This is a genomic window from Allomesorhizobium aridi (assembly GCF_043769475.1).
In the GTDB taxonomy this organism is placed as follows: Bacteria; Pseudomonadota; Alphaproteobacteria; order Rhizobiales; family Rhizobiaceae; genus Allomesorhizobium.
The window spans coordinates 5,157,567-5,182,181 of the sequence record NZ_CP171729.1 but is presented as its reverse complement, the minus strand read 5'-3'; the positions used below and the strand labels follow the sequence as shown (position 1 = coordinate 5,182,181).

Here is a 24,615-nt window from a genome sequence, read left to right as displayed (position 1 = left end):
CGCCCCGATTCCGGAGAATGGATTAGCTGCCTATCCCGCTACTGGCGCGAAGCGATGGCGAGCGCAGCGCCGGCCATGAACGCGGCCGCGGTGCGGTTGAGCGCCTTCAGCGCGCGCGGCGTCTTCAGGAACCAGCGCGCCTTGGCAGCAAGCGCCAGATAAGGCACGAGCACAACGAGCAGCACGACCACGGTCAACCCGGCCAGTATCGCGTAATCGGCGAAGGTGATGGTCCTCAAGTCGACCAGCGTCGGCGTCAGCGCCAGATAGAAGATCATCGTCTTGGGGTTGCCGAGCGTGACGGTGAGTCCGGCGAGGAAGCTCGCGAAAAGTCCGCCCTTGCCCTTCCGCGCCTCGACCGTTTCCGGCGTGATGCCGCTCTTCCAGAAGCTCCATGCCAGCCAGGAGAGATAGGCGACGCCAAGCCATTTGATGACCAGGAACACGGCGCCGAAGGTCTGCGCGACCAGCGCCAGGCCGAGCACCACCGCGGTGAGATAAGTCAGGTCGCCGACGACCAGCCCGAACGACATTGCGAGCGCGGAACGGAAGCCCGAACCGAGCGCCCGGGCGACAAGGGCGGTGACACCCGGTCCCGGAATGGCGGCTGCGATTGCGAGTGCGGCGCTGTAGGCGAGAAAGCCGGCAAGGGTCATGGAAGAAGATACCTTCGGTTATCGCGCGCCTCTATGGCACAGGCGTTCCGCCAAGAGAATACGGCAGCGGCGCTCTTGGCTTGGCGCAGCCGAACCTCGCCTGCCGTCAACGCCGATCATCAATGGCGAAACGCGATCTGCTCAGTTGCCGCCGGCGTAAAGGCCGTCGTCGAGGCGCTTTTCGAGCGCCACGAGGTCGGCCGGCAGCGGCATGCCCATGGCGCGCAGCTCGTTGAGCTTTTCACGCAATTGCTCATGGATTTCACGCTCATCCTCGGGCTGGTTGATCATCCCTTCCAAAAGCAGGCTGATCTGGGCCTTGATCTGTTCGAGCGCCATGGCGGGTTCCCCCATTTACTCCAACCGTAACCCTACACCAGATGCCGCGCCGCCGCCACAGGCGGCCTGTTCAGCGAAGCGGGAGACAAGCTAATCTTAGGCGCTGAACGTCAGAATCAAAGCCACCAACAGGACGCCGGCGCCTCCCGCGAACCAATAGGACGAGCGTTGGACCCGTCGGTGGTCCTTTTTCATCGAACCTCGAACGATCAGTACCAACCCTACCGCAACAAGGCCCAAGCCAAGAATGGCTGCTAGCATAAAGCCGTACAAACCGCCCACCTCGTAACCTCCGAATAAGGATCTGCCTGCGTCGGCATCAGCGAAGCATGCGCGAGATGAGCTGGGCGGTGTAGTCGACCATCGGCACGATGCGGGCATAGTTCAACCTGGTCGGGCCGATGACGCCGAGCGCGCCGACGACGCGCGCGTCCTTGTCGCGGTACGGCGCCACCACCAGCGACGAGCCGGACAGCGAAAACAGCTTGTTTTCCGAGCCGATGAAGATGCGCACGCCGGAACCTGCCTCCGCGAGGTCGAGAAGCTGGACCATGCCCTCCTTGGTCTCAAGATCCTCGAAAAGATGCCGGAGCAGTTCGAGGTCGGCTTGGGCGGTTACGTTTTCCAGCAGATTGGCGCGACCGCGCACGATCAGCCGCGACGGCAGCCCGCTTTCGGAACCGGCCCAGACGGCAAGGCCCTTTTCCACCAGATCCTGCGATAGCGTGTCCAAGGCGGCCTTTGTCTCCTCCTTGAGACGCGCGATCTCCACCCGGGCCTCGGCAAGCGTGCGGCCGCGTATATGGGCGTTGAGGAAATTCGATGCTTCGTGAAGCTGCGAGTTGGTGACGCCGGCCGGCAGTTCGACCACGCGGTTCTCGACGTCGCCGTTCTGCGTGACCATGACAGCCAAAGCGCGCTCAGGCTCGAGCTGGATGAATTCGATATGCTTCAGCGGAACCTCATTCTTGGCGGCGAGTACGAGGCCGGCGCCGCGCGACATGCCCGACAGCATCTGGCTGGCCTCGGTCAGCATGTGTTCCAGCGTAGCCCCGCTGCCGGATGCCTTGAGCTGCGCCTCGATGGAGCGTCGCTCTTCGTCCGACAGGTCGCCAAGTTCCATGAAGGCATCGACGAAGAAGCGCAGCCCTTTCTGCGTCGGAAGACGGCCGGCCGAAATATGCGGTGAATAGACGAGGCCTAGATGCTCGAGATCGCTCATCACATTGCGCACGGTGGCCGGCGAAAGCGACGAGGGCAGCATGCGCGACAGGTTGCGCGAACCGACGGGCTCGCCATCGAGCAGATAGGAATCGACAATGCGCCGGAAGATCTCGCGCGAGCGCATGTCGAGCGATTGCAGATTCTGGTCCAGCAGCGGCTTCGTCATCGAAACTCCAACCTCCGGCTAAGATATAGATGGGCCCTGCGGGAACACAACCTTGCTCCATGGCCGGCCGGTTTTCCTTTGCGCCTTCGACGGCATGACGCTACAAGCCGCCACTAGGCTGAAACGGCCTCCAAATTCGAATTTTGAACAGAAAGTGCCTGATGCGCCCCTCAAAACGCCAATACGACGAAATGCGCGCAATCTCCTTCGAGCGCAATATCTCCAAGCACGCCGAAGGCTCGTGCCTGGTGAAATTCGGCGACACGCACGTTCTGTGTACGGCGAGCCTTGAAGAGCGGGTGCCGGGCTGGATGCGCAATTCGGGCAAAGGCTGGGTGACGGCGGAGTACGGCATGCTGCCGCGCTCGACCGGCGAACGCATGCGCCGCGAGGCTTCGGCCGGCAAGCAGGGCGGCCGAACGCTGGAAATCCAGCGCCTGATCGGGCGATCCCTGCGCGCCGTTGTCGACCTTCAGGCACTCGGCGAAATGCAGATCACCGTCGACTGCGATGTAATCCAGGCCGACGGCGGCACCAGGACGGCGGCAATCACCGGCGGCTGGGTGGCGCTGCACGACTGCCTGCGCTGGATGGAGGCGCGCCAGATGACGAGCGTGTCGAAAGTGCTGAAGGACCATGTCGCGGCGATCTCCTGCGGTATCCACGATGGCCAGCCTGTGCTCGACCTGGACTATCTCGAGGATTCGTCGGCCGGCACCGACGCCAATTTCGTCATGACCGGCAAGGGCGGCTTCGTCGAAATCCAGGGCACGGCCGAGGGCGTGCCGTTCACCGAGGAAGAATTCGCGGCGCTGATGGCGCTGGCCAAGAAGGGCATTTCGCGGCTGGTCAGCCTGCAGCAGATGGCGGTGGGGTAGAGGCTGACATGACCCCCTCGGCAATCCTTGAATCCGCGCTTTACGTTACCGACCTCGATGCGGCGGAGACGTTCTATCGCGAGGTGCTGGGGCTGGAGGTGATCGCCAAGGCGGAAGGCCGCCATATCTTCTTCCGCTGCGGGGTGGGCGTGCTGCTGCTGTTCAACGCCGAGGCAACGCGGCAAGCGCCGGCGCCGGACGCGAAATTGCCGGTGCCGCCGCACGGCGCCGTCGGCCAGGGGCATCTATGCTTTGCCGCGACGGCGGAGGAGATCGTGCGGTGGAAAGCGCATCTCGAAGCGCTGAAAATCGCCGTCGAAGCCGATTTCGAGTGGCCCTCCTCCGGCAAGAGCTCAGGAGGCGGCCGCTCTATCTATTTCCGCGATCCGTCCGGCAATTCGCTGGAATTCGCCGAGCCAAGAATCTGGGGAATGTGATGCGGCCGCTGGAAGACAGGAAAATCGTCGTAGCCAGCCACAATGACGGCAAGCTGCGCGAATTCGCCGAACTGATGGCGCCGTTTGGCTTCGAGGCCAAGTCGGCTGCGGAACTCGGCCTGGCGGAACCAGACGAGACCGGCGAGACGTTCGAGGAGAACGCTTACATCAAGGCGTTCGCCGCCGCCAAGGCGACGGGCCTGCCGGCACTTTCGGACGATTCAGGGCTCTGCGTCGACGCGCTGGACGGCCAGCCCGGATCTACACCGCCAACTGGGCCGAAACCCCGGAAGGGGGCGCGACTTCGCCATCGCCATGCAGCGCACCGAGATAGCCCTCCACGAAGTAGGCGCGGTCGAGCCCGACCGCCGCACCGGCCGGTTCGTCGCCGTGATCTGCCTGGCCTGGCCCGACGGGCACGCTGAATATTTCCGCGGCGAGGCCGAGGGCACGCTTGTTTGGCCGCCGCGCGGGACCAAGGGTTTCGGCTACGATCCGGTTTTCCAGCCTATCGGCCATGACAAGACGTTCGGCGAAATGGACGCGGAGCAGAAGCACGGCTGGAAGCCGGGCCAGGCCGAGGCGCTGTCGCACCGCGCCCGCGCCTTCCAGAAATTCGCCACGGCGAAGCTCGGCGCGGCGTGACGGAGGGCGTCTTGACAGGCCGCGAGCCGGGCTTCGGCGTCTATGTGCATTGGCCGTTCTGCGCGGCCAAATGCCCGTATTGCGATTTCAACAGCCATGTCCGCCATCAGCCGGTCGACCAGGAGCGCTTCGCCCTCGCCTTCGACACCGAACTGAAGACGATGCGCGCCCGAACCGGGCCGCGCGAAGTGACCAGCATATTCCTCGGCGGCGGGACGCCGTCACTGATGCAGCCCGAAACAGTGGCCAGCGTGCTCGACTCGGTGGCGCGACATTGGACGGTGCCGGACGGCATCGAGATCACGCTGGAGGCCAATCCGTCTTCGGTCGAGGCAGAGCGCTTCCGCGGCTACCGCGCAGCCGGGGTCAACCGGGTTTCCCTCGGCGTGCAGGCGCTGAACGATGCCGATCTGCGGTTCCTGGGCCGGCTGCACAATGTCTCGGAGGCGCTGCAAGCCATCGAACTCGCGCGCGAGATCTTTCCACGTTTGTCCTTCGACCTGATTTATGCGCGGCCCGGCCAGACGCCGGAGGCCTGGAGCGCCGAACTCGAACAGGCGATCGGCCATGCGGCGGACCATCTGTCGCTCTATCAGCTGACCATCGAGGAAGGCACGCGCTTTCACACGCTTTATGCGGCCGGGAAATTCGAAATTCCCGACGGCGACCATGCCGCCGACCTCTATGCGATCACGCAAGAGGTTACGGCTGCTCGCGGCCTGCCGGCTTACGAGATTTCCAATCACGCCAGGCCGGGCGCGGAAAGCCGGCACAACCTCACCTACTGGCGCTACGGAGAGTATGTCGGCGTCGGGCCGGGCGCACATGGGCGCTTCATCGAGAACGGTCGGCGCGTGGTGACGATCGCGGAAAAAATGCCGGAAACCTGGGCGAACCTGGTCGAAGCCAAGGGCCACGGCGTCGTCGGCGGAGAGGTCCTGACGCGTTCGGATGAGGCCGACGAGTTCCTGCTGATGGGGCTGCGGCTGGCCGAAGGCATCGATCTGGCGCGCTACGAGCAGCTTTCGGGCCGGCCGCTGTCTTCGCCGCGCATATCGATCCTGCAGGGCGAAGGGCTGGTGGCGCCGGTCGGCAATTCGCGCCTGCGCGCGACGCAGTCGGGCATGATCGTGCTCGACGCCGTGGTGGCCGACTTGGCGCGGTGATCCTATCGCTGAGGCTTTGGGTGTTTAACGGCGGCTGCAGCCGATTTCAGCCTCTTTGATCGCTTGGCGCGTTCTGCGAGCTGATGCTTGATTTCCTCGCGGTTCGCATCCTTGTCCTTGGCAGCCGATTCATGCGGCATCGGGTTCTTCCGGCCGGCATAATAGGGTTCGAACACATCCTGGAACTCAATACCGCCCATCTCGATCCTCCGCTGGGCCGGTGAAACACGGCAGTGACGGTTTGGTTCCGCAAATTCCGCGCGCCGCGAACGGCTTTTGCAACGACCGCGCGCGCATGGCAGAAGAGGGTGAAAGCCAGCGGGGATCAACGTGCAGAAAGACGAAAAAAGCAGGGCGTTCGTGGTCGGACAGGCGGAAATCGTCGCCCGCCCGCTGGAGCCGGCGCTCTATCTCGTCGCCACGCCGATAGGCAATCTCGGCGACATCACGCTGAGGGCGCTGGAGACGCTGGCCGGCGCCGATATCCTGGCCTGCGAGGATACGCGGGTGACGCGCGTGCTGCTCGACCGCTACGGCATCCGCCAGCGGCCGACACCCTATCACGAGCACAATGCCGGCGAGGCGGGACCGAGGCTGATCGCGGCGCTGGAGGCCGGGAAAAGCGTAGCGCTGGTTTCGGACGCCGGCACGCCGCTGGTTTCCGATCCCGGGTTCCGGCTGGTCGGGCAGGCGCTGGAGGCGGGCATTCGCGTCGTGCCGATACCGGGCGCTTCGGCGGTTCTGGCGGCGCTGACCGCTTCCGGCTTGCCCTCCGACGCTTTCATGTTTGCCGGCTTCCTTCCGGTCAAGGACGGGCAGCGGCGGTCGCGGCTTTCTGCGCTGACGGCTGTGCCGGCGACGCTGATCTTCTTTGAATCGCCGCGCCGGCTCTCCGACACTCTCGTCGCCATGGCCGAGGTGTTCGGCAATCGGCCGGCGGCGATCGGCCGCGAATTGACCAAGACATTCGAGGAGATGCGCACCGGCACGCTTCCCGAGCTCGCGGCGCATTACGCGCAAGCGCCTACGCCAAAGGGCGAGATCGTCGTCTGCGTCGGGCCACCGCAAGAGGCGGAAGCGGCCGATCCGCGGGATGTCGACCGGCTGCTTCTGTCGCTGGCAAAGGAAATGCCGGCATCGAAGGCGGCGGCCGAAGCGGCGCGCATGACCGGCGGGCAGAAGCCGGCGCTCTATCGCCGACTGCTGGAACTCAAGGACAGCGCCTAGTGACCGACGCCTCGGCCAGACGTTTCAAGGCCTACCGGCGCGGCCATCGCGGCGAGTGGCTGGCGGCGCTGGCGTTGATGGCCAAGGGTTTTTGGATCGTCGAGCGGCGATACCGGACAAAACTCGGCGAAATCGACCTTATCGCGCGGCGCGGCGACCTCGTGCTCATCGTCGAGGTCAAGGCGCGGCCAACGCTGATCGCCGCGATGGAGGCGCTGGCGCGCAGATCGGAGCGGCGCATCGAGGGTTGCGCCGATCTCTGGCTGTCGCGGCAGCCGGATTTCGGGAAATTGTCGGTGCGGTTCGACATGGTGGCGGTGCTGCCGTGGCGCTGGCCCGTGCATGTGCCGAATGCGTTTTACGGGCGGAACTGAAGCGAACCGGATTTTGCCTTGCCCTTAAGTCATCCGCGCAACATTCTCTTCGATGTGACTACCAGAAGGAGAGAGCGTCATGTGCAATCATTGCGTCATCAGATCCGTGAAGGCGGGCATGCTCAGCCGCCGCAATTTCTTCAAGGGAAGCATCGCCGCCTCAGCGGCTGCGGCGCTGGCGGCGACGGCCACGCCCAAGCCTCTCTTCGCCGCCGACAATCCGGTCAAAGCGGAAGACCTCACTCACGAACTCTGGGATAATTTTCCGACCTATTTCGGCGGCCAGCAATTCTTCGCCGAGCAGAAATTCAGCTTCGCCAAGGACACGTTCAATCTTTATGAGTGGCGCATCAGCGAGCACACGGGCACCCATATCGACGCGCCGCTGCATTTCACCACCGACGGCAAATCGGTGGCCGAACTGCCGGTCGAGGATTTGATCGCGCCTCTGGCGGTCATCGACATACGCGCCAAGGCCGACAAGGACCCCGACGCACAGGTGACCCCGGACGACATCAAGGCGTGGATCTCCGCCAATGGCGATCTGCCCGAAGGCGCGGTGGTGGCCATGCTGTCGGGCTGGGGCGCGCATGTGGCGACCGAAAAGTTCCGCAATGTCGGCGATGACGGCAAGACGCTGCATTTCCCCGGATTTCATGTCGAGGCGGCGCAGTTCCTGATCGAGCAGCCTTCGGTGAAGGCCATCGCGGTCGATACACTGTCGCTCGATCACGGGCCATCGCCCGATTTCATCGTTCACAAAACGTGGCTGCCCACCGGCCGCTACGGTATCGAGGCCGTCGCCAATCTGGACAAGTTGCCGGCAAAGGGCGCGACGATCGTGGTCGGCGCGCCGAAGATCAGAGGCGGCACCGGCGGCCCGGCGCGGATATTTGCGATGGTGTGAAGCGGTTGGCCGGTTGTGCGTTGCCTCGTGGTTCGACAGGCTCACCATGAGGCAATAGGTACGTCGTTCATCGAGACTGGCTCACGGCCTGAGGGCAAAATCTGGAGGCGCAACAGTAGCCCTCATGGTGAGCTTGTCGAACCACGAGGGCGCTTGGCACTATCCAATGTCCATTCTTACCGCCGCGGCGTGACCCGCATCGGCAGGCCGCCCTGCGGCTGCGTCGTCAGCTTTTGCACCGGCCATGGCTTCGTCTCGGCGAGCGTGTCGAAGCGGAAGCGTGAGAACAGGGCCGCCAGCGCGATTACCGCTTCCTGCATGGCGAAGCTCGCGCCGATGCAGACGCGAGGCCCGGCGCCGAACGGCAGGTACTGGTAGCGGTCGATTTTTTCGCGGTTGCCGGGGTGGAAGCGCTCTGGCATGAAGGCGTCGGGCTGGTCCCAGAGCTTGCGGTGGCGGTGCACGGTCCAGGGCATCATCAGAACGGCCGCACGTTTCGGTATGTACAGGCCCTTGTATGTCTCCGGCTCGATCGGCTCGCGGTTGATGGAGGGCGCGGGCGGATAGAGGCGCAGCGCCTCCTCGAAGGCGGCGCGGGTAAAGGGCATGGCGTCGAGCCATTTGACCGGATCGGGCTCGCGGGCGAGCACCGCGTCGATCTCGGCCTCGACCTGGTCGCGCTCCCACGGCGCTTCGGCCAGGCAATAAATGGTCCAGCCGAGCGCGCGCGCCGTCGTTTCGTGGCCGGCGCCGATGAAGGTGATGATGTTGTCCTCGATCTCGGCGCGCGACAGGCCGTCCGGGCCTTCGGCGCGCAGCAGCAGCGTCAGGAAATCCTCCGGCGCGGCCTTGGGATCGCGGGCGATCTTCTCCTTGCGCATCGCCACCGTGTCGGCAACGATCTTGCGGAAATAGGCCATGGTCTTGCGCCCGCGCAAGCGGGTGAGGCGCGGCAGCCATTCCGGCGCGCGCAACAGGTCGAGCGGATCGACGCGGCCCATCGTCTCGAACAGGCGGTCGATCTCGGCGTTGAAGCCGCCCGGCGTGCCTGCGATCTCGCCGGAAAACAGCGTTTCGGCGAGGATGTCGTAGGTGAGTTGCGTCATGTCGTGCGAGATGTCGGTCCTGTCGACTTCCTCGTAGCGTTTGACGAAATCGAGGCTGCGGTCGAGCATCGGCTTGGCGAAACCGAATATATGGCGCGGCGTGAATACCGGCGCCATCGCCTTGCGCGAACGCTTCCAGACCTCGCCTTCAGCGGTCAGCAGCCCGTCGCGCAGGATCGGTCGCAGGATCATCTGGCGAACTGTCGCCATCTTGTAGTTCTTGGCGTTGTCGACGAGGACGTGGCGGATGAGGCCCGGATCGTTGGCGATGACCAGCGGCCCGCCGATGCCGTTAACCGAAATCCACGGCTCGTTGTAGGAGGGCTCACCCCACAATTCGAGCGGGTTGCGGTAGACGATACGGATCATCTCCAGCGTCGAAGGCGGTTTCGTGCGCGGCTTCGGCGCGGGTGGGATGAAGGGGGCCGGCTTGATGTCCATGGCCGGGAATATAGGCCCGCCCCTCGGCGGCGTCACGGTGAAAAGCCGGGCCGCCGCTGCCCGGCTTTCAACGGACGGCCGCTACTCGGCCGGCGCTTCGGGCTGCGTTTCGCCGGCCGGCATTGCGGGCTCGGTCGCGCCAGTCGCTGTCGGATCGGCCGGGCTAACCTTCCAGATCGTGCCGCCGCTGTCGTCCGCGACCAGCAGTCCGCCGTCAGGCAGGAAGGCCACGCTGGCGGGGCGGCCCCAGACATTCGCCCTGGCGTCTCCCTCGGTCCAGAAGCCGGTGAGGAAATTGTCGTACCAGCCTTCAGGTGCGCCTTCAATGAAAGCCGCGCGCACCAGTTTGTAGCCGGTCGGGTCGGCGCGGTTCCACGAGCCCTTCAGCACGACGATCGCGTCGCCGCGATATTCTTCGGGCCAGCTGTTCGGCACGAAAGCGAAGTCCATGGCCGAGGAATGCGCCTCGAACAGCAGTTCGGGCATTTTCGTCTGCTCGACCTTGTCCGGCGCGCGCTCGGCGAAACCCGGCATCGGCTTGCCGCCCAAATACGCGTAAGGCCAGCCATAAAAATCGCCCTCCGTCACCCGCGTCATGTAGTCCGGGACCAGCTGGTTGCCGAGCCCGTCCCGCTCCTGCACGACGGCCCATAGTTCGCCGGTGTCGGGATGAAAATGGATGCCGGTGGGATTGCGCATTCCGGATGCGAATGTTCGCTGGTTCTTTCCGTCGGCGTCGAACCTCTGGATCGAGGCCTTCATCTCCGGCTCCTCCGCGATGTTGCCCATCGAACCTACCCCGACATAGAGGGAGCCGTCCTTCGGATCGACAGCGAGCGAGCGCGAGGTATGGCCTTGCACCGGACCGAACACGCCCTGTTCCGTTACGGCGATGTGGTCTGCAGGCGTTTGCGGGCCAGTCGCTTCCCCGCCCTGCTTGAGCAGATTGCCCATATCGGGCCTGATGCCGTCCATCTTGAACGGCACGCGCCATATTCCCTGCGCATCCGCGACCAGTATATGGCCTTTGTGCTCGCCGTCGGGCACGACGGCCATGCCGTAGGGTTCCTCGAAGCCGTCGGCGAAGCGCGACACGGTATCAGCCTTGCCGTCGCCGTCCTCATCCCGCAGGAAGGTGATGTAGCCGGCGTCCTGTTCGGCCAGAAGCACGTCGCCATTCTCCAGCACCAGCAACTTGCGTGGATGTTTCAGCCCTTCGGCAAATAGTGAGACCGAGAAGCCTTGCGGGGCCTGAGGCGCCTCGCCATTGCGAGGGATCACTTTCGGCGGGTTGCGCACCGCCTCGTCGGCAAAGGGTTCGGGCAGGTTCTCGACCCGTATTTCGAACCGTTTGCCGGGTTCCTGGTCGGCCATGGGGGATTGGGCGTCCTGCGCCTGGACGACTGTGGACGCGGCGGTCGCAAGCGCGGTCGCCGCCGTCAGTCTGAATAGGGAAATCATCGCAGCGTTTCCTCCTTTGTGGCGGTCGGATTCTCGTCCCTATCTGCCCGACAACTGGTGAAGCAGCGATCTGTTTCGCACTTTGGTGCCTGCGGCCGCAGTGTCACCCGAATGTGATGCCGCCCGGCGCCGACAGGTGCGCCGGCGCAAAATTCGTGGCGGTTCTCTCTCGCCATCAAAACGCCCGCAAACCTTGGAAAAACCGCCTGGAACGCCTATATCTGCAGTATCTCAGCGCGCGCGATTCGATTGCTTTTCGCGCGCTTTCTTTCGGCATAGAGAAAACGGTCCTTCATGAGCGATAATTCCGAGAACGCTGCCGGCGCATCGGCCGAGTACGGCGCCGATTCCATCAAGGTTCTCAAGGGCCTGGACGCCGTGCGCAAGCGGCCCGGCATGTATATCGGCGACACCGACGACGGTTCGGGCCTGCACCACATGGTCTACGAGGTGGTCGACAACGCCATCGACGAGGCCCTGGCCGGCCACGCCACGCTGGTGACGGTGACGCTCAACCCGGACGGTTCGGTGACGGTGACCGACAATGGCCGCGGCATTCCGACCGATATCCACACCGGAGAAGGCATTTCGGCCGCCGAAGTCATCATGACGCAGCTGCATGCCGGCGGCAAATTCGACCAGAATTCCTACAAGGTTTCGGGCGGCCTGCACGGTGTCGGCGTGTCGGTGGTCAACGCGCTGTCGGTCTGGCTGAAGCTGAAGATCCGCCGCAAGGGCAAGATCTTCGAAATGAGCTTCACGCATGGCGTGGCTGACGCCCCATTGCGTGAAACCGGCGATGCGGGCGACGCGACCGGCACTGAGGTTTCCTTCATGCCGTCGAGCGAGACCTTCACCATGGTCGAGTTCGACTACGGCACGCTGGAGCACCGGCTGCGCGAACTGGCTTTCCTGAATTCGGGCGTCAGGATCGTCCTGACCGATGCGCGGCATGCCGATGTGAAGACGCAGGAACTGCTCTACGAAGGCGGGCTGATCGAGTTCGTCAGATATCTCGACCGCGCCAAGAAGCCGCTGATCTCCACGCCGATCGCCATCAAGGCGGAGCGCGACGGTATCACCGTGGAAGTGGCGATGTGGTGGAACGACAGTTATCACGAGAATGTGCTGGCCTTCACCAACAACATCCCGCAGCGCGATGGCGGCACCCATCTGGCCGGCTTTCGCGGTGCGCTGACGCGCCAGGTCACCGGCTATGCCGAAACCTCCGGCATCGCCAAGAAGGAAAAGGTGTCGATCACCGGCGATGACAGCCGCGAAGGCCTGACTGCCGTTTTGTCGGTGAAGGTGCCCGATCCGAAATTCTCCTCCCAGACCAAAGACAAGCTGGTTTCCTCGGAAGTGCGTCCCGTGGTCGAAAGCCTCGTCAACGAGGCGCTCGGCACCTGGCTCGAGGAGCATCCGGCGGAAGCAAAGACGCTGATCGCCAAGGTTGTCGAGGCGGCGGCGGCGCGCGAAGCGGCGCGCAAGGCGCGCGAACTGACGCGGCGCAAGGGCGTGCTCGACATCACCTCGCTGCCCGGCAAGCTCGCCGACTGCCAGGAACGAGACCCGGCCAAATCCGAAATCTTCATCGTCGAGGGCGATTCCGCCGGCGGCTCGGCCAAGGGCGGACGCTCGCGCCAGAACCAGGCCATTTTGCCGCTGCGTGGAAAAATCCTCAATGTCGAGCGCGCGCGGTTCGACCGCATGTTGTCGTCCGAAATGATCGGCACGCTGATAACCGCACTCGGCACCTCGATAGGCAAGGACGAGTTCAACGCCGACAAATTGCGCTACCACAAGATCATCATCATGACCGACGCCGACGTGGACGGCGCGCATATCAGGACGCTGCTCTTGACCTTCTTCTTCCGGCAGATGCCGGAACTGATCGAGCGCGGCCATCTCTTCATCGCGCAGCCGCCGCTCTACAAGGTGACGCGGGGCAAGAGTTCGCAATACATCAAGGACGAAGGCGCGTTCGAGGAATTCCTGATCGGATCGGGGCTGGAGGAGGCTTCGCTGACGCTGTCTTCCGGCGAAGTGCGCGCCGGCAAGGATCTGCGCGGCGCCATCGACGACGCGCTCGCCGTGCGCTCGCTGATCAACGGCCTGCACACGCGCTACAATCGTGGCGTGGTCGAGCAGGCGGCGATCGCAGGCGCGCTCAACCCGGAAATCTTCAACGATCTCGGCCGCGCCAACGAGATGGCGCAGAGGGTGGCCGAGCGGCTCGACGCCATCGCCGAGGACATCGAGCGCGGCTGGGAAGGCCGCACCGCGACCTCCAACGAGGGGCCTGGCGGCTTTATTTTCGAGCGCATGCTGCGCGGCGTGAAGGAATATGCGCATCTCGACATGGGCCTGATCAACTCGGCCGATGCGCGCGCGCTCCATCGCTACGCCGATCGCCTCGGCGAGGTCTATTCGCAATCGCCGGTGCTACGCCGCAAGGACAATGCCGAGACGATTTCGGGTCCGCTGGCGCTGCTCGACGCCGTGTTCGCCACCGGTCGCAAGGGCCTGACCATGCAGCGCTACAAGGGTCTCGGCGAAATGAACGCCGAACAGCTCTGGGAAACCACGCTCGACCCGAACGTGCGCTCGCTGCTGCAGGTCAAGGTGAACGACGCCACCGACGCCGACTCGCTGTTTGCGCGGCTGATGGGCGACGATGTCGAACCGCGCCGCGATTTCATCCAGGAAAACGCCCTGTCGGTGGCCAATCTGGACGTTTAATTGGGCGTCGAAATTCTTCTGAAGCCTGGCGGCCGCTGCCAGTTCGACCGCCAATTCAAGCCTGCTATCGGTCTGCCAGTCAGATGGCGGGGAGCACTGCGTTTCCCGAATACAGGAATGCTCGCGCGTTGCAGCCGGATTCGCGGTTGAACTGGCGAGGAAGGCCGGCGAACTGGGCAGCCGCTATTTCCGCGAGATCGAAACCCTCACTATTGCGAGCAAGGGGCACATCGTAGCCGCGGAACCGGAGAGCGCGCCGCACATTGCGTAGGATAGCGTTAACCCGGTTTAGGCGTATTATGGCGTTCCGCAGGCCCTCCGCTCGTCGGAGTTGTCCCTGCACATGACAATGTGAGGCATAGTGATGGCGCTCCGCCCGGCATGGAAAGGCTATCTGAAACTTTCGCTGGTGACCTGTGCGGTGGAATTGTCGAACGCCACGACGCAGGGCGGCAAGATCTCGTTCCGCACGATCAACCGGGCGACCGGCAACAGGGTGAAGCGCCAGTATATCGATGGCGCCAGCGGCAAGCCTGTCGGCGAGGACGATCAGGTCAAGGGCTATGAAATCAGCGACGACGAGTTCCTGCTGATCGAGGAAGAGGAGATCGAGGCCGTCCAGATCGAATCGTCGCACACGATGGATATGGAAGGTTTCATCGACAAATCCGAAATCGACGAGGTCTATCTCGACACGCCCTATTATCTGGCGCCGGCCGACAAGGTCTCGGAGGAGGCCTTCGCCGTCATCCGCGAGGCGCTCAGCGCCAAGAAGATGGCCGGGTTGGCCCGCGTCGTGCTCTATCGCCGCGAACGGCCCGTGCTCGTCGAGCCGTTTGGCAAGGGCATGCTGGTGACCACGCTGCGCTACGACACCACGGTGCGCCGGCCCGGCGAGGTGTTCGACGACGTCAAAAGCGTAAAGCTCGACAAGGACATGATCGACCTTGCCGCCGGCATCGTCGACAAGAAGAAGGCGAAGTTCGATCCTTCCAAGTTCGAGGACCATTACGAGGCCGCGCTGGCCGAACTTGTCCGCTCCAAGAAAGCCGGCAAGAAGGTACAGAAGGCAAAACCGGAAACGAAACCCTCCAATGTCGTCAATCTTTTCGACGCTTTGAGAAAGAGCCTGGCGGAGGACGCCGGCAAATCGGGCGGCAAGACGGACGACAAGCCCGCGTCGGGCAAGAAGGCGTCGGGCTCCGACAAGGCCAAGACGAAGGCCTAGAACCGCCGTTCGTCGACCGTCACAAAATTCCGCGTCGTCCCGGAACCAAATCCGCGCTCACCCGCTTTTTCCCCACTAACGCATGACCCGAAAACCGGAATCGGTTTCGGAAAGGATCATGCGCGGATCAAGAGCGTCCTTTGCGCGTCCGAAAGGACGCGCGGCCTTCTAAAGGGAGAAAGCGATGGACAGGTTGATCAATCTGCTTCTGGCCCTGGCGAAGGCGCGCTGGTTTCCGCATTGGCCACCCGAAACGGCCGATTTCAAGCCCGTGAAGAGACGCTGAACATGGTTCGCATGCTCTCCATTCTCTTTGCCGGCTGGGTGGTCAACCGCGTAATGGCGGAAAACCGGATACGGCGTCCAATCGCGCTTTTGCCACCGCCCGGCGGGAGGCGGCAAGAACACCTGAAGGGGCAACAAGAAAGGCATCCGCGATGACGATGGCAGATCAGGACAAACCAGGGCAGTCCAGCAATCCGACAGAGGACGATGCCCCGGTTGTGGTAGAGGACGATGAGCCGATTGTGGAAGAGGATTGGGAACGCATCGACCCCGCCGAGGCTGAAGCAGGCGCCGACGAGGAGGACGTTTTCGCCTCGGAAGAGGTGGAAATAGTCTCCGAGGACGTCGACCTTTCGCAGGAGGAGGACGACGACAACCCCTACCAGGAGAGCGACGAGGCGCTGCCCGACGACGGGGAGGAAGCTGCTATCCGCAGCCACCTCCGGAAGCCCGACAACGGCGGCCGCTTCGGCGATTGACCTCCGGCCCTAAACCGCCCGTTTTAAGGCGCATTCTTGCGCAATATGGGGAACCAACGGGCTTCTCCGCTGTTGAAGAGTGGGTGCGGCCGATGCTCCTGGGAGGTACGCCAAATGAAGAAATTGATCAGCAGTTTCCTGGCAGAAATGAAGCCTCTGTGGCTCAACCAGCGCAGGCAGCAGGGACTGGGCCGTTCCGTGGACAGGCCCGAACAGCTCGAACAGATCATCCGCGCCAATCCATGGGTTCCGTTCCAGAAACGTAGCCCCGGCATCCATGCCGGCGCGCAAGCCCCGCGCGACGCCCACACAAGGCACTGAGCGCAACGGAGGCGTGACAAGGGAAGAATCGCGCACCGATTTCCGACCCCACCAAACTGGCCGCCCTGGCCAATTGCCAAGTAACTTCCTGTGGCCCGCCTTTGTGGCTCGCCCTGAGCCGCCATCAAGGGCGTGAAGCGCTTCGGCCACGCCTTCCGTGTTATGCCTAGGACGGCCAACGTCTGCTGCGCAAAACCTGTTCTGGCGCGCCGCGGGAACCAACTTGCCTGCTGCTGGTTGATTTCGGGCATTTATTCAATGCGCGCGAAGGGAGAGACCGAAATGCACGGTATCATTTATCTCATCGGCCTTGTCGTGGTCATTCTAGCAGTGCTGTCGCTGTTCGGGCTGCGCTGACCGCCGCGCAATCCGGGAACCTCCCGCCTGACTTCTGACGTCGGCGGCGCTGAGTTTCCGCAACGTTTCGAGGAGATCTTCGATGGCCATTTCCGACTCTCCCCTGATATCGGTCGGCGGCGTGCAGGCCGAGGAAAGTTCCTATGTCGACTGGCCGGCGATCTTTGCCGGCACAATATTCGCCACTGCCATATCATTCGTGCTCCTGACATTCGGTTCGGCGCTCGGCCTGTCGCTTACTTCACCTTATGAAGGCAGCGGCATGTCGCTGTTCTGGTTCCTGATTGCCGCCGCGCTGTGGCTGCTTTGGGTGCAGATTTCGAGCTTCATCGCCGGCGGCTACCTCACCGGGAGGCTGCGGCGACGCAAACATGACGCGACCGAAGACGAGTCGGACATTCGCGACGGCTCGCACGGGCTGATCGTATGGGCACTCGGCGCCCTGGTCGGCGCCTTCATCGCCGTATCCGGCATAAGCGGCGCGGCGAGCACCGCCGCCACTTCGATGAGCACGATAGCGGCGGGCGCAGCCAGCGGCGCGGGCACCGCCGAAGGCGAAGATCCTCTGTCGGGCGCCTACGACCTTTTGGTCGACAGATTCCTGCGTTCCGGAGACCCGGCGGCGGCGCCGGTGAGCGCCGAAGCGCGTGACGAAATAGGCCGCGTGCTCACCACCGCCGTATCAGACGGCGCGCTGAACGACGCCGACCGGCAATATCTGACGACAACCATCGCCGCCCGCGCAGGCCTGGATGAGGCGCAGGCGCAGCAACGCGTCGATGCGTTGCTGGCCGATGCGCAGGCGGCCGAAGCGGAAGCGAGGCAGGCGGCCGAAACGGCGCGCAAAGTGGCGATGATCGCGGCCTTCGTCACCGCCGCCTCGTTTCTGGTCAGCGCAGTCGGCGCGTATTACGGCGCGACATTGGGCGGCAACCACCGCGACAACAAGACGGTGTTCGCCGACTGGCGGCGTCCCTGGTAGCGATCGAGAGCTGCGCTGGCGGCGCAGCTCTTTTCTCACCCCTATACTTTCAACGCGTTGCCATAGCCGCCGAGAAAGGCGGTCAGATTGTCGCCGAGCGCGTCGCAGAGATAGCCGCCTTCCTGGACGATAACAGTCGGTAGACCAAGCCCAGCGATCGCCTCGGCAATGCGAGAAAATCCTGGCGTAGTGACCGACAGTCCACCGAACGGATCGCCCTCGAACGCGTCCAGCCCGAGCGCCACCACCAGTGCGTCCGGCGCAAAAGCGCGGATTCGCTGGCGGGCAGTGGCCAGCGCTTCCAGAAATCGCTCGTCGCCAGACTTGCGCGTGAGCGGCAGGTTCAAATTGTAACCGAGGCCCGGCCCTTCGCCGCGCTCGTCGGCATGACCCCAAAAGAATGGATAGAACCGGACGGGATCAGCATGAATCGAAACCGTCAGCACGTCCGGCCGGGCGTAGAAAATGCCCTGGGTGCCGTTGCCGTGATGCAGGTCGACATCGAGGATCGCCACGCGGGCCGCCGATTTCCGCAGATGCTCGGCGGCGACCGCCGAATTGTTGATGAAGCAGAAGCCGCCGGCGACATCGGCAAAGGCATGATGGCCGGGCGGGCGGCAGAGCGCATAGGCGGCCGGTGCGCCGGACATCACCGCTTCGGCTGCCTCGACCGCCGACCATGCGCTCCAGCAGGCGCTGTCAAAAGTTTCGGCCGAGATCGGACAGGCCGTGTCGGCCATATGATAGCCGGCTTGTCCGACCGCCGACGCCGGATAGCTGCCGCCGCGCGCGATCGGATGGATGTTGGGGATCACTTCCGCCGACGCGCCTTCGATGCGCCGCCAGCGCGCAAAGATGTTTTCGAGGAATTCCAGATATTCCGGCGTGTGGACGGCGGCGATCGGCCCAAGACCAAAATCGCGCGGGCGGACGATTTCGCATCCAGCAGCGCGTGCGCCGGCAAGCAGCCGCTCGACGCGTTCCGGCTTTTCCGGATTGGGCTGCGGCGCCCCGCTTGATAAGAATGCCTTCGGGTCGTGGCGTCTTTGTTCGTCGGCAAAGAAGGCTTTCATAACAGCTTACCCCTCGTCATCGCCAGCGTCGGCGAGCGCGTTGAAATCCTCGCGATAGGCGGCATATATCTGCTCGGCGTCCGATAGGCGAAGCCCGAGACGCTGGTAAAATGCCTGGGCGCTGTGATTGCCGGTGTCGACGGAAAGGCGGATGTAGTGGCCGCCGCGTTCCCGCGTCACCGCCGCCAGCCGTTTCAACAGCTTCTCGCCGACGCCAAGTCCGCGAAAATCCTTCGCCACGAACAGATCCTGAACATAGACGCCCGGGCGTCCTTGCCAAGTCGAGAAGCTCGGGAAGAAGAGACAGAGGCCGGCGAAGATGCCCTCGACTTCGGCAATCAGCGCCTCGAATGCCGGAGTTGGACCGAAACCGAAGCGGCGTATGTCATCCGGCGTGCTTCTCACCTTGTGCAATTCGCCAACCGCCTCGGCGATGCCGAGGATCGCAGCATGGATCGTCTCGGCGTCGTCAATGGTCGCCGGGCGGATGAGGGGGTGATTGTGGCCGGCCATAGCGTCTAAAACGCCACCCGGTCGCCGCCCTTGAGCGCCAGCATCTCGCGCGCTTCGGCGGGCGTCGCGACCTCCAGCGCCAGCGCCTCCAGGATGGTGCGGATGCGGCGGACCTGATCGGCGTTCGACTTAGCCAGGTCGCGGCCGTCATAGAGGCTGTCCTCCAGCCCGACGCGGACATTGCCGCCCATGGCCGCGGCCATGGTGATCATCGGCATCTGCCTGCGGCCGGCGGCCAGCACGGAAAAGCTGTAGTCGCCCCCGAACAGCTTGTCGGCGATGCGCTTCATGTGGGTGAGGTTTTCGGGGTCGGCGCCGATGCCGCCTAGAACGCCGAACACAAACTGGATGAAAAGCGGGCCTGAAACCAGGCCGCGGTCGCGGAAATGCGCCAGAGAATAGAGGTGGCCGACATCGTAGCACTCGAATTCGAAGCGTGTGCCGCAGCCTTGGCCAAGGCGCGTCAGGATCGCTTCGATGTCGGCGAAGCTGTTCTTGAAGATCGTGCCACGCGTCGCCTCGAGCAGCTTCGGCTCCCAGTCGTGCTTCCATTCGGTCGGCTTGTCGAGCGCCGGGAACAGCGCGAAATTCATCGACCCCATGTTGAGCGAGCACATTTCGGGCTCGGCCCTGACGGAGATGGCAAGCCGCTCGTCGAGCGACATCAGCGACGAGCCGCCGGTCGAGATGTTGATGACCGCGTCCGTCGCCCGCTTGATACGCGGCAGGAACTGCATGAACACGTCCGGATCGGCGGTCGGGCGGCCGTCGTTGGGGTCACGGGCGTGGAGATGCAGGATCGATGCGCCGGCTTCCGCCGCCGCTATCGCCTCGGCGGCGATCTGGTCCGGCGTCACCGGCAGATAGGGCGACATGGACGGCGTGTGCACCGATCCCGTGACCGCGCAGGTGATGACGACTTTCTTCCGGGTCTTCCTGTTCTCGGCCATGTGCGACCTCAGCCGTTCACTGGAAGGTCGAGTTCGGTCGCCAGTGCAGCGAGCGTGTCATCAAGGACCGCGATGATCTCGCCGATCTGATCGCGGGTCACGATAAGCGGCGGGCAGACCATGAAATTATCGCTGACTGGCCCGCCGTGCACGCGTCGCGAATAGATGATCAGTCCGCGCTCGAAAGCCAAGTCGATGAGCCGCAAATTGGCGTTAAGATTCTGCGGCAATGGCTTCTTTGCCACGGGATCGGCGTAAAGTTCCGCCCCTATGAGCAGTCCTTTGCCGCGCACGTCGCCAATGAAAGGAAAGCGGCCAGACAGGGCCTCAAGCTCACTCCTCAACAGTTCGCCCATGGCGGCAGCATTCTCGACCAGGCCAAGGCGGTCGATCTCGCCAAGCACGGCAACGCCCGCTGCGCAAGCGACGGGGTTGCCGCCATAAGTATGGCCATGCTGAAAGCCGCCCATCTCAAGAACCGGTCCGACGATCTTCTCGGTCGCGGCAAGCGCGCCGAGCGGCGCGTAGCCGGAGGAAAGGCCCTTGGAGAGCGCGATGATATCAGGCCGGCAGTTCCAGTGATCGCCGCCGAGGAATTTTCCGGTCCGCCCGATACCCGTCATCACCTCATCGTGGATCAGGAGGATGCCATATCTGTCGCAAATTTCGCGGATACGCGGAAAATAGCTATCGGGCGGGACCAGCGCTGCCGTCGCTGCGCCGCCTATCGGCTCCACGACGAAAGCGAGCACGCTTTCCGGCCCCTCCTCCAGTATTTTTTCCTCCAGCATATCCGCGTAGCGGATGCCCCGTTCTTCCATCGACAGATTGTCGTGATCCCGGTGAACGAATGGGGCCGGTATCAATGGCATGGGCCTGCCGATCGCGTCGAAAGCTTTGGTCAGCATATCGTCGCCGGTTACCCCGAGCGTGCCGACTGTGACGCCATGATAGGACGGCATGCGCCCGATGATTTTCCAGCGTTTGTCCTGACCTATCGCCACGGCCCATTGCCGCGCCAGCTTGAGGCAGGCCTCGATCGCCTCCGAACCGCCAGAGACAAAATAGATGCGGTCGAGCGTGTTGGGCAGCCGCGCAGCCAGCCTCCGCGCGAGTTCAGTGGCCTGTTCGTTCTCGAATTGAAAGATGTAGGCGAAGCTGACGCGGTCCATCTGCCGCTTCATCGCATCGATGACATTGCGGTTTCCGTGGCCGACATTGACATTGACCGCGCCGCTCGCTCCGTCGATGTAACGGCGACCGCTGCTGTCCCACAGATAGATGCCGTCGGCGCGGTCCACCACTGGGCGCGGCCGCCGGATAAAATGGAAAAGGTTTGGTCGCGGGTTGGCTCCGACGGGCTGGGCGGTCACGGCTGTCATCCAATTCCTCTGCTATTTCCGGCCAAGATACCGGTCTAGCACATTGGCGGTGACGCGCTCGACCATTGCGTCGCGCCGCAGCAGACCGGCGACCCATTCGCAGCTTCCGGCGTGGAAAACCTCGCCTTTGCCATTCGGAAAGTTGACGATCATTCCGTTGCTATAGCGGACCTTTTCCAGGTTCTCGTCGCTGGCGTCGCCGTAAAGCGTCTCGGCGATGAAGCGGCCGTCCTCGTCGCCGAAGAACTGGTCTTCCGGCCGGAGGAAGTCCGCCTCCTCGACCTGGCTCGCCATGCCCATCGCCAGAATCTCCAGTCCAGCCGGCGCGCCGCTGGCGGCCGTGGGATATGGCCGGCCGTTGCGGATCTCGTAGTCGAGCCCGTCGACTTCGTAGCCGTACACATGGCTGTCGGCGCCCAGCAGATCGCCATAGAACAATCCCGTGCCGGCGAACGCCCAGTGCTCGGGACGATAGACGGGAAAGCCGCGCATGCCGCGCGGCGCGCAGCCGCCCCAGCCTGCGTAAACCCCCTTGGTGGAGTTGAGACCGAAGGTCAGCGCCCCCGGCCGGCCAATTTCCGGCGCTTCCCAGGAATTGGTGGCCCGCGTCGCGTCGCCGCCGCGATAGGCCGGGTCCTCGGCGCGGGCGCGGTATTTGTAGCAGACCTGCCGGCGGCCCTCGTCCTCCAGCCTGGTCTGCCACATGAAATTGCCGGCAAAACGAGCGGCATGGCCGCCGAGTTCGACATAGGCGTCGACGGCGTCGCGCATCTCCCAGGTCCAGTATTCGTCATGGCCGACGAAGACGACGCAATCATAGCCATCCAGGATTTCGGGGGTGAAATGCAGATCGTGCTGGCTGGCGAGGTCGATGGCATAGCCGGCGCGCTCGGCCCAGCGGAAAAAGTGACTGTCATAGCTCGCCCAGCCAGCCGAGGCGTATTTCTTGGAATGGCCGGTGGCGAACGCCCATTCCATGTGCGGATAGCGCGGCACGGTCTTCGGCGGCATCGACACTTCCAGCGGCACGCGCGGGGCATCGGGCGGCAGCACGACGAAGCCGCGGCCCCATGGGCGCTGCGTCGAGACCATGCGGGCATATTCGTTGCGATTGGGGCCGGTTATGCCGTCATAGGCGTTCGACCCGCCCCATGTGTTGTAAGCGAGCCAGGTGCCGGTGGCGGCGACCTGCAGGATGCGGCGCTGCTTCCGGGTGGGAAGCGGGCGGACGATGAACAAATGATGGCAGCGGATCGGATCGCCGTCCCGGCCTTCGGCCGTCAGCGTGATGCGGTATGCGCCGGATGGCCAGCTTTCCTCGACGCGGAACTCGAACGACGCCTGCCAGCCGCAACCCTCGACCGAGCAATGGTCGAGCGTGTCCTGCCAGCGCGCTGCCAGGTTTTGTCGCGTGAGCACCTGTGTCTCGACGCCGCCGTCGCGCGTGACTTCGATCCCGAAGCTCGATGCGGTCGAACTGACATGAAGCGCGACCGACTCGCCCGGCGCGTAGGAAAGGCGGTCGGTGTAGCACCAGATCTCGCCGCGCTCGCCGTCCATACCGGGATGTTCGTAATAGCAGCCGCGCACGGCGAAGCGGCGCTGCTCGGGCGTCAGGCCGAAGTCGGGAAACGCGCTCGGTGTATCGTGCATCGTGGCTCAGCTATCCGGCGCGTCGGCATTTTCTGGCATTGTCAACCCGGACCCAGCATCGCGTCTCATCGCCGATTACGCAACCGGATCGCGCGCCGGTAGATACAGATTGCGGCAACAGCAGAGACAGGCGCCCTCAGACTTCGATCGTCTTCAGGCGGTCGGCAATCAGCATAGCCAATCTTTCGGCGACGTCGTGCTTGGTCATTTCCGGCCATTCCTCGACGCCCGACTTCGACACGATCCTGACCCGGTTTCCGTCGCCGCCCATGACGCCGCCTTCGGGCGAGACATCGTTGGCGACGATGATGTCCGCGCCTTTCTTCCCGAGCTTGGCCCGGGCATTCTCCAGCACATTCTGCGTTTCCGCGGCGAATCCAACGACCAGCCACGGCCGCTTTTTGTGATGTCCTACGCCGGCCAGAATGTCCGGATTCTCGACCATCTGCAGTGCCGGAGGCCCCTCGCCAGCGACCTTCTTGATCTTCTCGCCGGCCGAATTTTCCGTGCGCCAGTCGGCGACGGCGGCGACCATGATTGCAGCGTCCGCTGGGAGCAAGCTTTCCACCGCGTCACGCATTTCCCGCGCGGTTTCGACATGCAGCGTATCGACGTCGGCAGGATCGGCGATCGTCACCGGCCCGGAAACCAGCTGCACATCGGCGCCAAGACGCGCGAGGGCCGCCGCTATGGCGTGACCCTGCTTGCCGGACGAGCGGTTGGCGATGTAGCGCACCGGGTCGATCGGCTCGTGAGTGGGGCCGGAGGTGACAATGATCCTGCGCCCCGCCAGCGGTTTCGGGCGCTGATCGAGCATTGCCTCGATCGCCGCGACGATCTCCAGGGGCTCGGCCATTCGGCCCTCGCCGGCCTCATTGCGCTCCGCCATTTCTCCTTTTGCCGGACCCACGAACTCCACGCCGTCCTTCTCCAGCGTGGCGCGGTTGCGGCGTGTCGCCGGATGCGCCCACATTTTCGGGTTCATCGCCGGCGCTAGCAGCACTTTCTTGTCCGTCGCAAGCAGCACGGTCGAGGCCAGATCGTTAGCCTGTCCACCGGCGAGCTTCGCCATCAAATCGGCGGTGGCGGGCGCGACCACCAGCAGATCGGCCTCGCGCGACAGGCGGATGTGGCCGACATCGTGCTCGTCATGCCGGTCGAAGAGATCGGTGAAGACGTGATCGGCAGTCAGCGCTCCTACCGATAAGGGCGTGACGAATTCCCGGGCGGCGGCGGTCATGACGCAGCGCACCGAAGCGCCGCGCTCGCGCAGGCGGCGGATCAGATCCAGACACTTATAAGCCGCGATGCCGCCGCCGATGATCAGGAGAATGCGCTTGCCGGAAAGGATTTTGCGGCCGTCGTCTGCAAGATAAGGCCGTTCCAAATTCGTGGACGCCGTCTGATACGGCCGCGCGATGGACGTCCGCGCCGGCGCCGGAATCTCCTCGATCGGCACCGTGTGTCCGGCAGGTATTGCCACCGTTGCCGCAATAACGTCCCGCAGATGCTGTTCCATCGAGATGCCGCGTTCGGCGGCGCGCTTGCGCAGTTCCAGTTTTATGGAATCGTCGATGTTCCTGACTGTCACAGCGCTCATCCTTGCCTCCTGCGGGAAATAGT

Annotated in this window: 23 protein-coding genes and 1 pseudogene; 12 read left to right on the top strand and 12 right to left on the bottom strand. The window is 63.8% G+C overall.

What is annotated here, in order from left to right:
• Positions 1-38: 38 nt before the first annotated feature.
• The 3 genes from ACG873_RS27620 to hrcA all read right to left on the bottom strand — a co-directional run bounded on the left by ACG873_RS27620 (position 39) and on the right by hrcA (position 2,385).
• The gene (locus ACG873_RS27620; protein WP_394888928.1) at positions 39-656 is read right to left on the bottom strand and encodes a LysE family translocator; all 618 of its coding nucleotides are present in this window, start codon (positions 654-656) and stop codon (positions 39-41) included.
• Between the two features lie 141 nt (positions 657-797).
• On the bottom strand, positions 798-995 hold the full coding sequence (locus ACG873_RS27615; protein ID WP_394888927.1) for a hypothetical protein: 198 nt from the start codon (positions 993-995) through the stop codon (positions 798-800).
• A gap of 319 nt (positions 996-1,314) precedes the next feature.
• Complete coding sequence (gene hrcA / locus ACG873_RS27610) at positions 1,315-2,385, bottom strand: heat-inducible transcriptional repressor HrcA (protein WP_394888926.1); 1,071 nt, start codon at positions 2,383-2,385, stop codon at positions 1,315-1,317.
• 161 nt (positions 2,386-2,546) lie between these two features.
• On the opposite strand from hrcA, the gene rph reads away from it, so the two are divergent.
• The 4 genes and pseudogenes from rph (at position 2,547) to hemW (ending at position 5,511) form a co-directional block, all read left to right on the top strand.
• Positions 2,547-3,263, top strand: a complete 717-nt coding sequence (rph, locus tag ACG873_RS27605) for a ribonuclease PH (RefSeq protein ID WP_394888925.1) — start codon at positions 2,547-2,549, stop codon at positions 3,261-3,263.
• A gap of 8 nt (positions 3,264-3,271) precedes the next feature.
• Positions 3,272-3,700, top strand: a complete 429-nt coding sequence (locus ACG873_RS27600; protein WP_394888924.1) for a VOC family protein — start codon at positions 3,272-3,274, stop codon at positions 3,698-3,700.
• Positions 3,700-4,345, top strand: a pseudogene (gene rdgB, locus ACG873_RS27595) (RdgB/HAM1 family non-canonical purine NTP pyrophosphatase). The gene ACG873_RS27600 and the pseudogene rdgB overlap by 1 nt, the downstream one beginning before the upstream one ends.
• Positions 4,346-4,356: 11 nt before the next feature.
• Complete coding sequence (hemW, locus tag ACG873_RS27590) at positions 4,357-5,511, top strand: radical SAM family heme chaperone HemW (protein WP_394888923.1); 1,155 nt, start codon at positions 4,357-4,359, stop codon at positions 5,509-5,511.
• Between the two features lie 2 nt (positions 5,512-5,513).
• Here the strand turns inward: hemW and ACG873_RS27585 are convergent, their stop codons facing one another.
• Entirely contained in the window at positions 5,514-5,711 is a 198-nt protein-coding gene (locus tag ACG873_RS27585) for a hypothetical protein (RefSeq protein ID WP_394888922.1), read from the bottom strand.
• 130 nt (positions 5,712-5,841) lie between these two features.
• Between ACG873_RS27585 and rsmI the strand changes: the two genes are divergently transcribed.
• The 3 genes from rsmI (at position 5,842) to ACG873_RS27570 (ending at position 8,019) form a co-directional block, all read left to right on the top strand.
• Positions 5,842-6,738 carry a 16S rRNA (cytidine(1402)-2'-O)-methyltransferase gene (rsmI, locus tag ACG873_RS27580; protein WP_394888921.1) on the top strand — a complete coding sequence of 299 codons (897 nt, stop codon included), beginning with the start codon at positions 5,842-5,844 and terminating at the stop codon, positions 6,736-6,738.
• On the top strand, positions 6,738-7,112 hold the full coding sequence (locus ACG873_RS27575; RefSeq protein ID WP_394888920.1) for a YraN family protein: 375 nt from the start codon (positions 6,738-6,740) through the stop codon (positions 7,110-7,112). Before rsmI ends, ACG873_RS27575 begins: the two co-directional genes overlap by 1 nt.
• 79 nt (positions 7,113-7,191) lie before the next feature.
• Positions 7,192-8,019, top strand: a complete 828-nt coding sequence (locus tag ACG873_RS27570) for a cyclase family protein (protein WP_394888919.1) — start codon at positions 7,192-7,194, stop codon at positions 8,017-8,019.
• A 176-nt stretch (positions 8,020-8,195) separates the two neighbouring features.
• On the opposite strand, the gene ACG873_RS27565 is transcribed toward ACG873_RS27570, so the two are convergent.
• Together ACG873_RS27565 and ACG873_RS27560 are read right to left on the bottom strand one after the other, a co-directional pair.
• Positions 8,196-9,566, bottom strand: coding sequence for a cytochrome P450 (locus ACG873_RS27565; protein ID WP_394893739.1), 1,371 nt, complete (start codon positions 9,564-9,566; stop codon positions 8,196-8,198).
• A gap of 81 nt (positions 9,567-9,647) precedes the next feature.
• The gene (locus ACG873_RS27560) at positions 9,648-11,027 is read right to left on the bottom strand and encodes a PQQ-dependent sugar dehydrogenase (protein ID WP_394888918.1); all 1,380 of its coding nucleotides are present in this window, start codon (positions 11,025-11,027) and stop codon (positions 9,648-9,650) included.
• 294 nt (positions 11,028-11,321) lie between these two features.
• Here ACG873_RS27560 and gyrB point away from each other — a divergent pair, with 294 nt between their 5' ends.
• The 5 genes from gyrB to ACG873_RS27535 all read left to right on the top strand — a co-directional run bounded on the left by gyrB (position 11,322) and on the right by ACG873_RS27535 (position 17,421).
• Positions 11,322-13,769 carry a DNA topoisomerase (ATP-hydrolyzing) subunit B gene (gyrB, locus tag ACG873_RS27555; RefSeq protein WP_394888916.1) on the top strand — a complete coding sequence of 816 codons (2,448 nt, stop codon included), beginning with the start codon at positions 11,322-11,324 and terminating at the stop codon, positions 13,767-13,769.
• A 364-nt stretch (positions 13,770-14,133) separates the two neighbouring features.
• Positions 14,134-14,997: a Ku protein gene (locus ACG873_RS27550; protein WP_394888914.1), complete on the top strand. Its 864-nt coding sequence runs from the start codon at positions 14,134-14,136 to the stop codon at positions 14,995-14,997.
• 437 nt (positions 14,998-15,434) lie between these two features.
• The gene (locus ACG873_RS27545) at positions 15,435-15,761 is read left to right on the top strand and encodes a hypothetical protein (protein ID WP_394888912.1); all 327 of its coding nucleotides are present in this window, start codon (positions 15,435-15,437) and stop codon (positions 15,759-15,761) included.
• A gap of 114 nt (positions 15,762-15,875) precedes the next feature.
• On the top strand, positions 15,876-16,082 hold the full coding sequence (locus tag ACG873_RS27540; protein WP_394888910.1) for a hypothetical protein: 207 nt from the start codon (positions 15,876-15,878) through the stop codon (positions 16,080-16,082).
• A 439-nt stretch (positions 16,083-16,521) separates the two neighbouring features.
• Entirely contained in the window at positions 16,522-17,421 is a 900-nt protein-coding gene (locus ACG873_RS27535; RefSeq protein ID WP_394888908.1) for a hypothetical protein, read from the top strand.
• A gap of 41 nt (positions 17,422-17,462) precedes the next feature.
• Here the strand turns inward: ACG873_RS27535 and ACG873_RS27530 are convergent, their stop codons facing one another.
• From ACG873_RS27530 to coaBC, 6 genes are all read right to left on the bottom strand, one after another.
• Complete coding sequence (locus ACG873_RS27530; RefSeq protein WP_394888907.1) at positions 17,463-18,494, bottom strand: histone deacetylase family protein; 1,032 nt, start codon at positions 18,492-18,494, stop codon at positions 17,463-17,465.
• A 6-nt stretch (positions 18,495-18,500) separates the two neighbouring features.
• Positions 18,501-19,007 carry a GNAT family N-acetyltransferase gene (locus ACG873_RS27525; RefSeq protein WP_394888905.1) on the bottom strand — a complete coding sequence of 169 codons (507 nt, stop codon included), beginning with the start codon at positions 19,005-19,007 and terminating at the stop codon, positions 18,501-18,503.
• Positions 19,008-19,012: 5 nt separating this feature from the next.
• Positions 19,013-19,957: a 3-keto-5-aminohexanoate cleavage protein gene (locus tag ACG873_RS27520; protein ID WP_394888903.1), complete on the bottom strand. Its 945-nt coding sequence runs from the start codon at positions 19,955-19,957 to the stop codon at positions 19,013-19,015.
• Between the two features lie 8 nt (positions 19,958-19,965).
• Complete coding sequence (locus ACG873_RS27515; protein ID WP_394888901.1) at positions 19,966-21,339, bottom strand: aspartate aminotransferase family protein; 1,374 nt, start codon at positions 21,337-21,339, stop codon at positions 19,966-19,968.
• A gap of 12 nt (positions 21,340-21,351) precedes the next feature.
• Positions 21,352-22,992: a N,N-dimethylformamidase beta subunit family domain-containing protein gene (locus ACG873_RS27510; protein WP_394888899.1), complete on the bottom strand. Its 1,641-nt coding sequence runs from the start codon at positions 22,990-22,992 to the stop codon at positions 21,352-21,354.
• A gap of 136 nt (positions 22,993-23,128) precedes the next feature.
• Positions 23,129-24,592 carry a bifunctional phosphopantothenoylcysteine decarboxylase/phosphopantothenate--cysteine ligase CoaBC gene (gene coaBC / locus ACG873_RS27505; protein WP_394888898.1) on the bottom strand — a complete coding sequence of 488 codons (1,464 nt, stop codon included), beginning with the start codon at positions 24,590-24,592 and terminating at the stop codon, positions 23,129-23,131.
• Positions 24,593-24,615 lie beyond the last annotated feature (23 nt).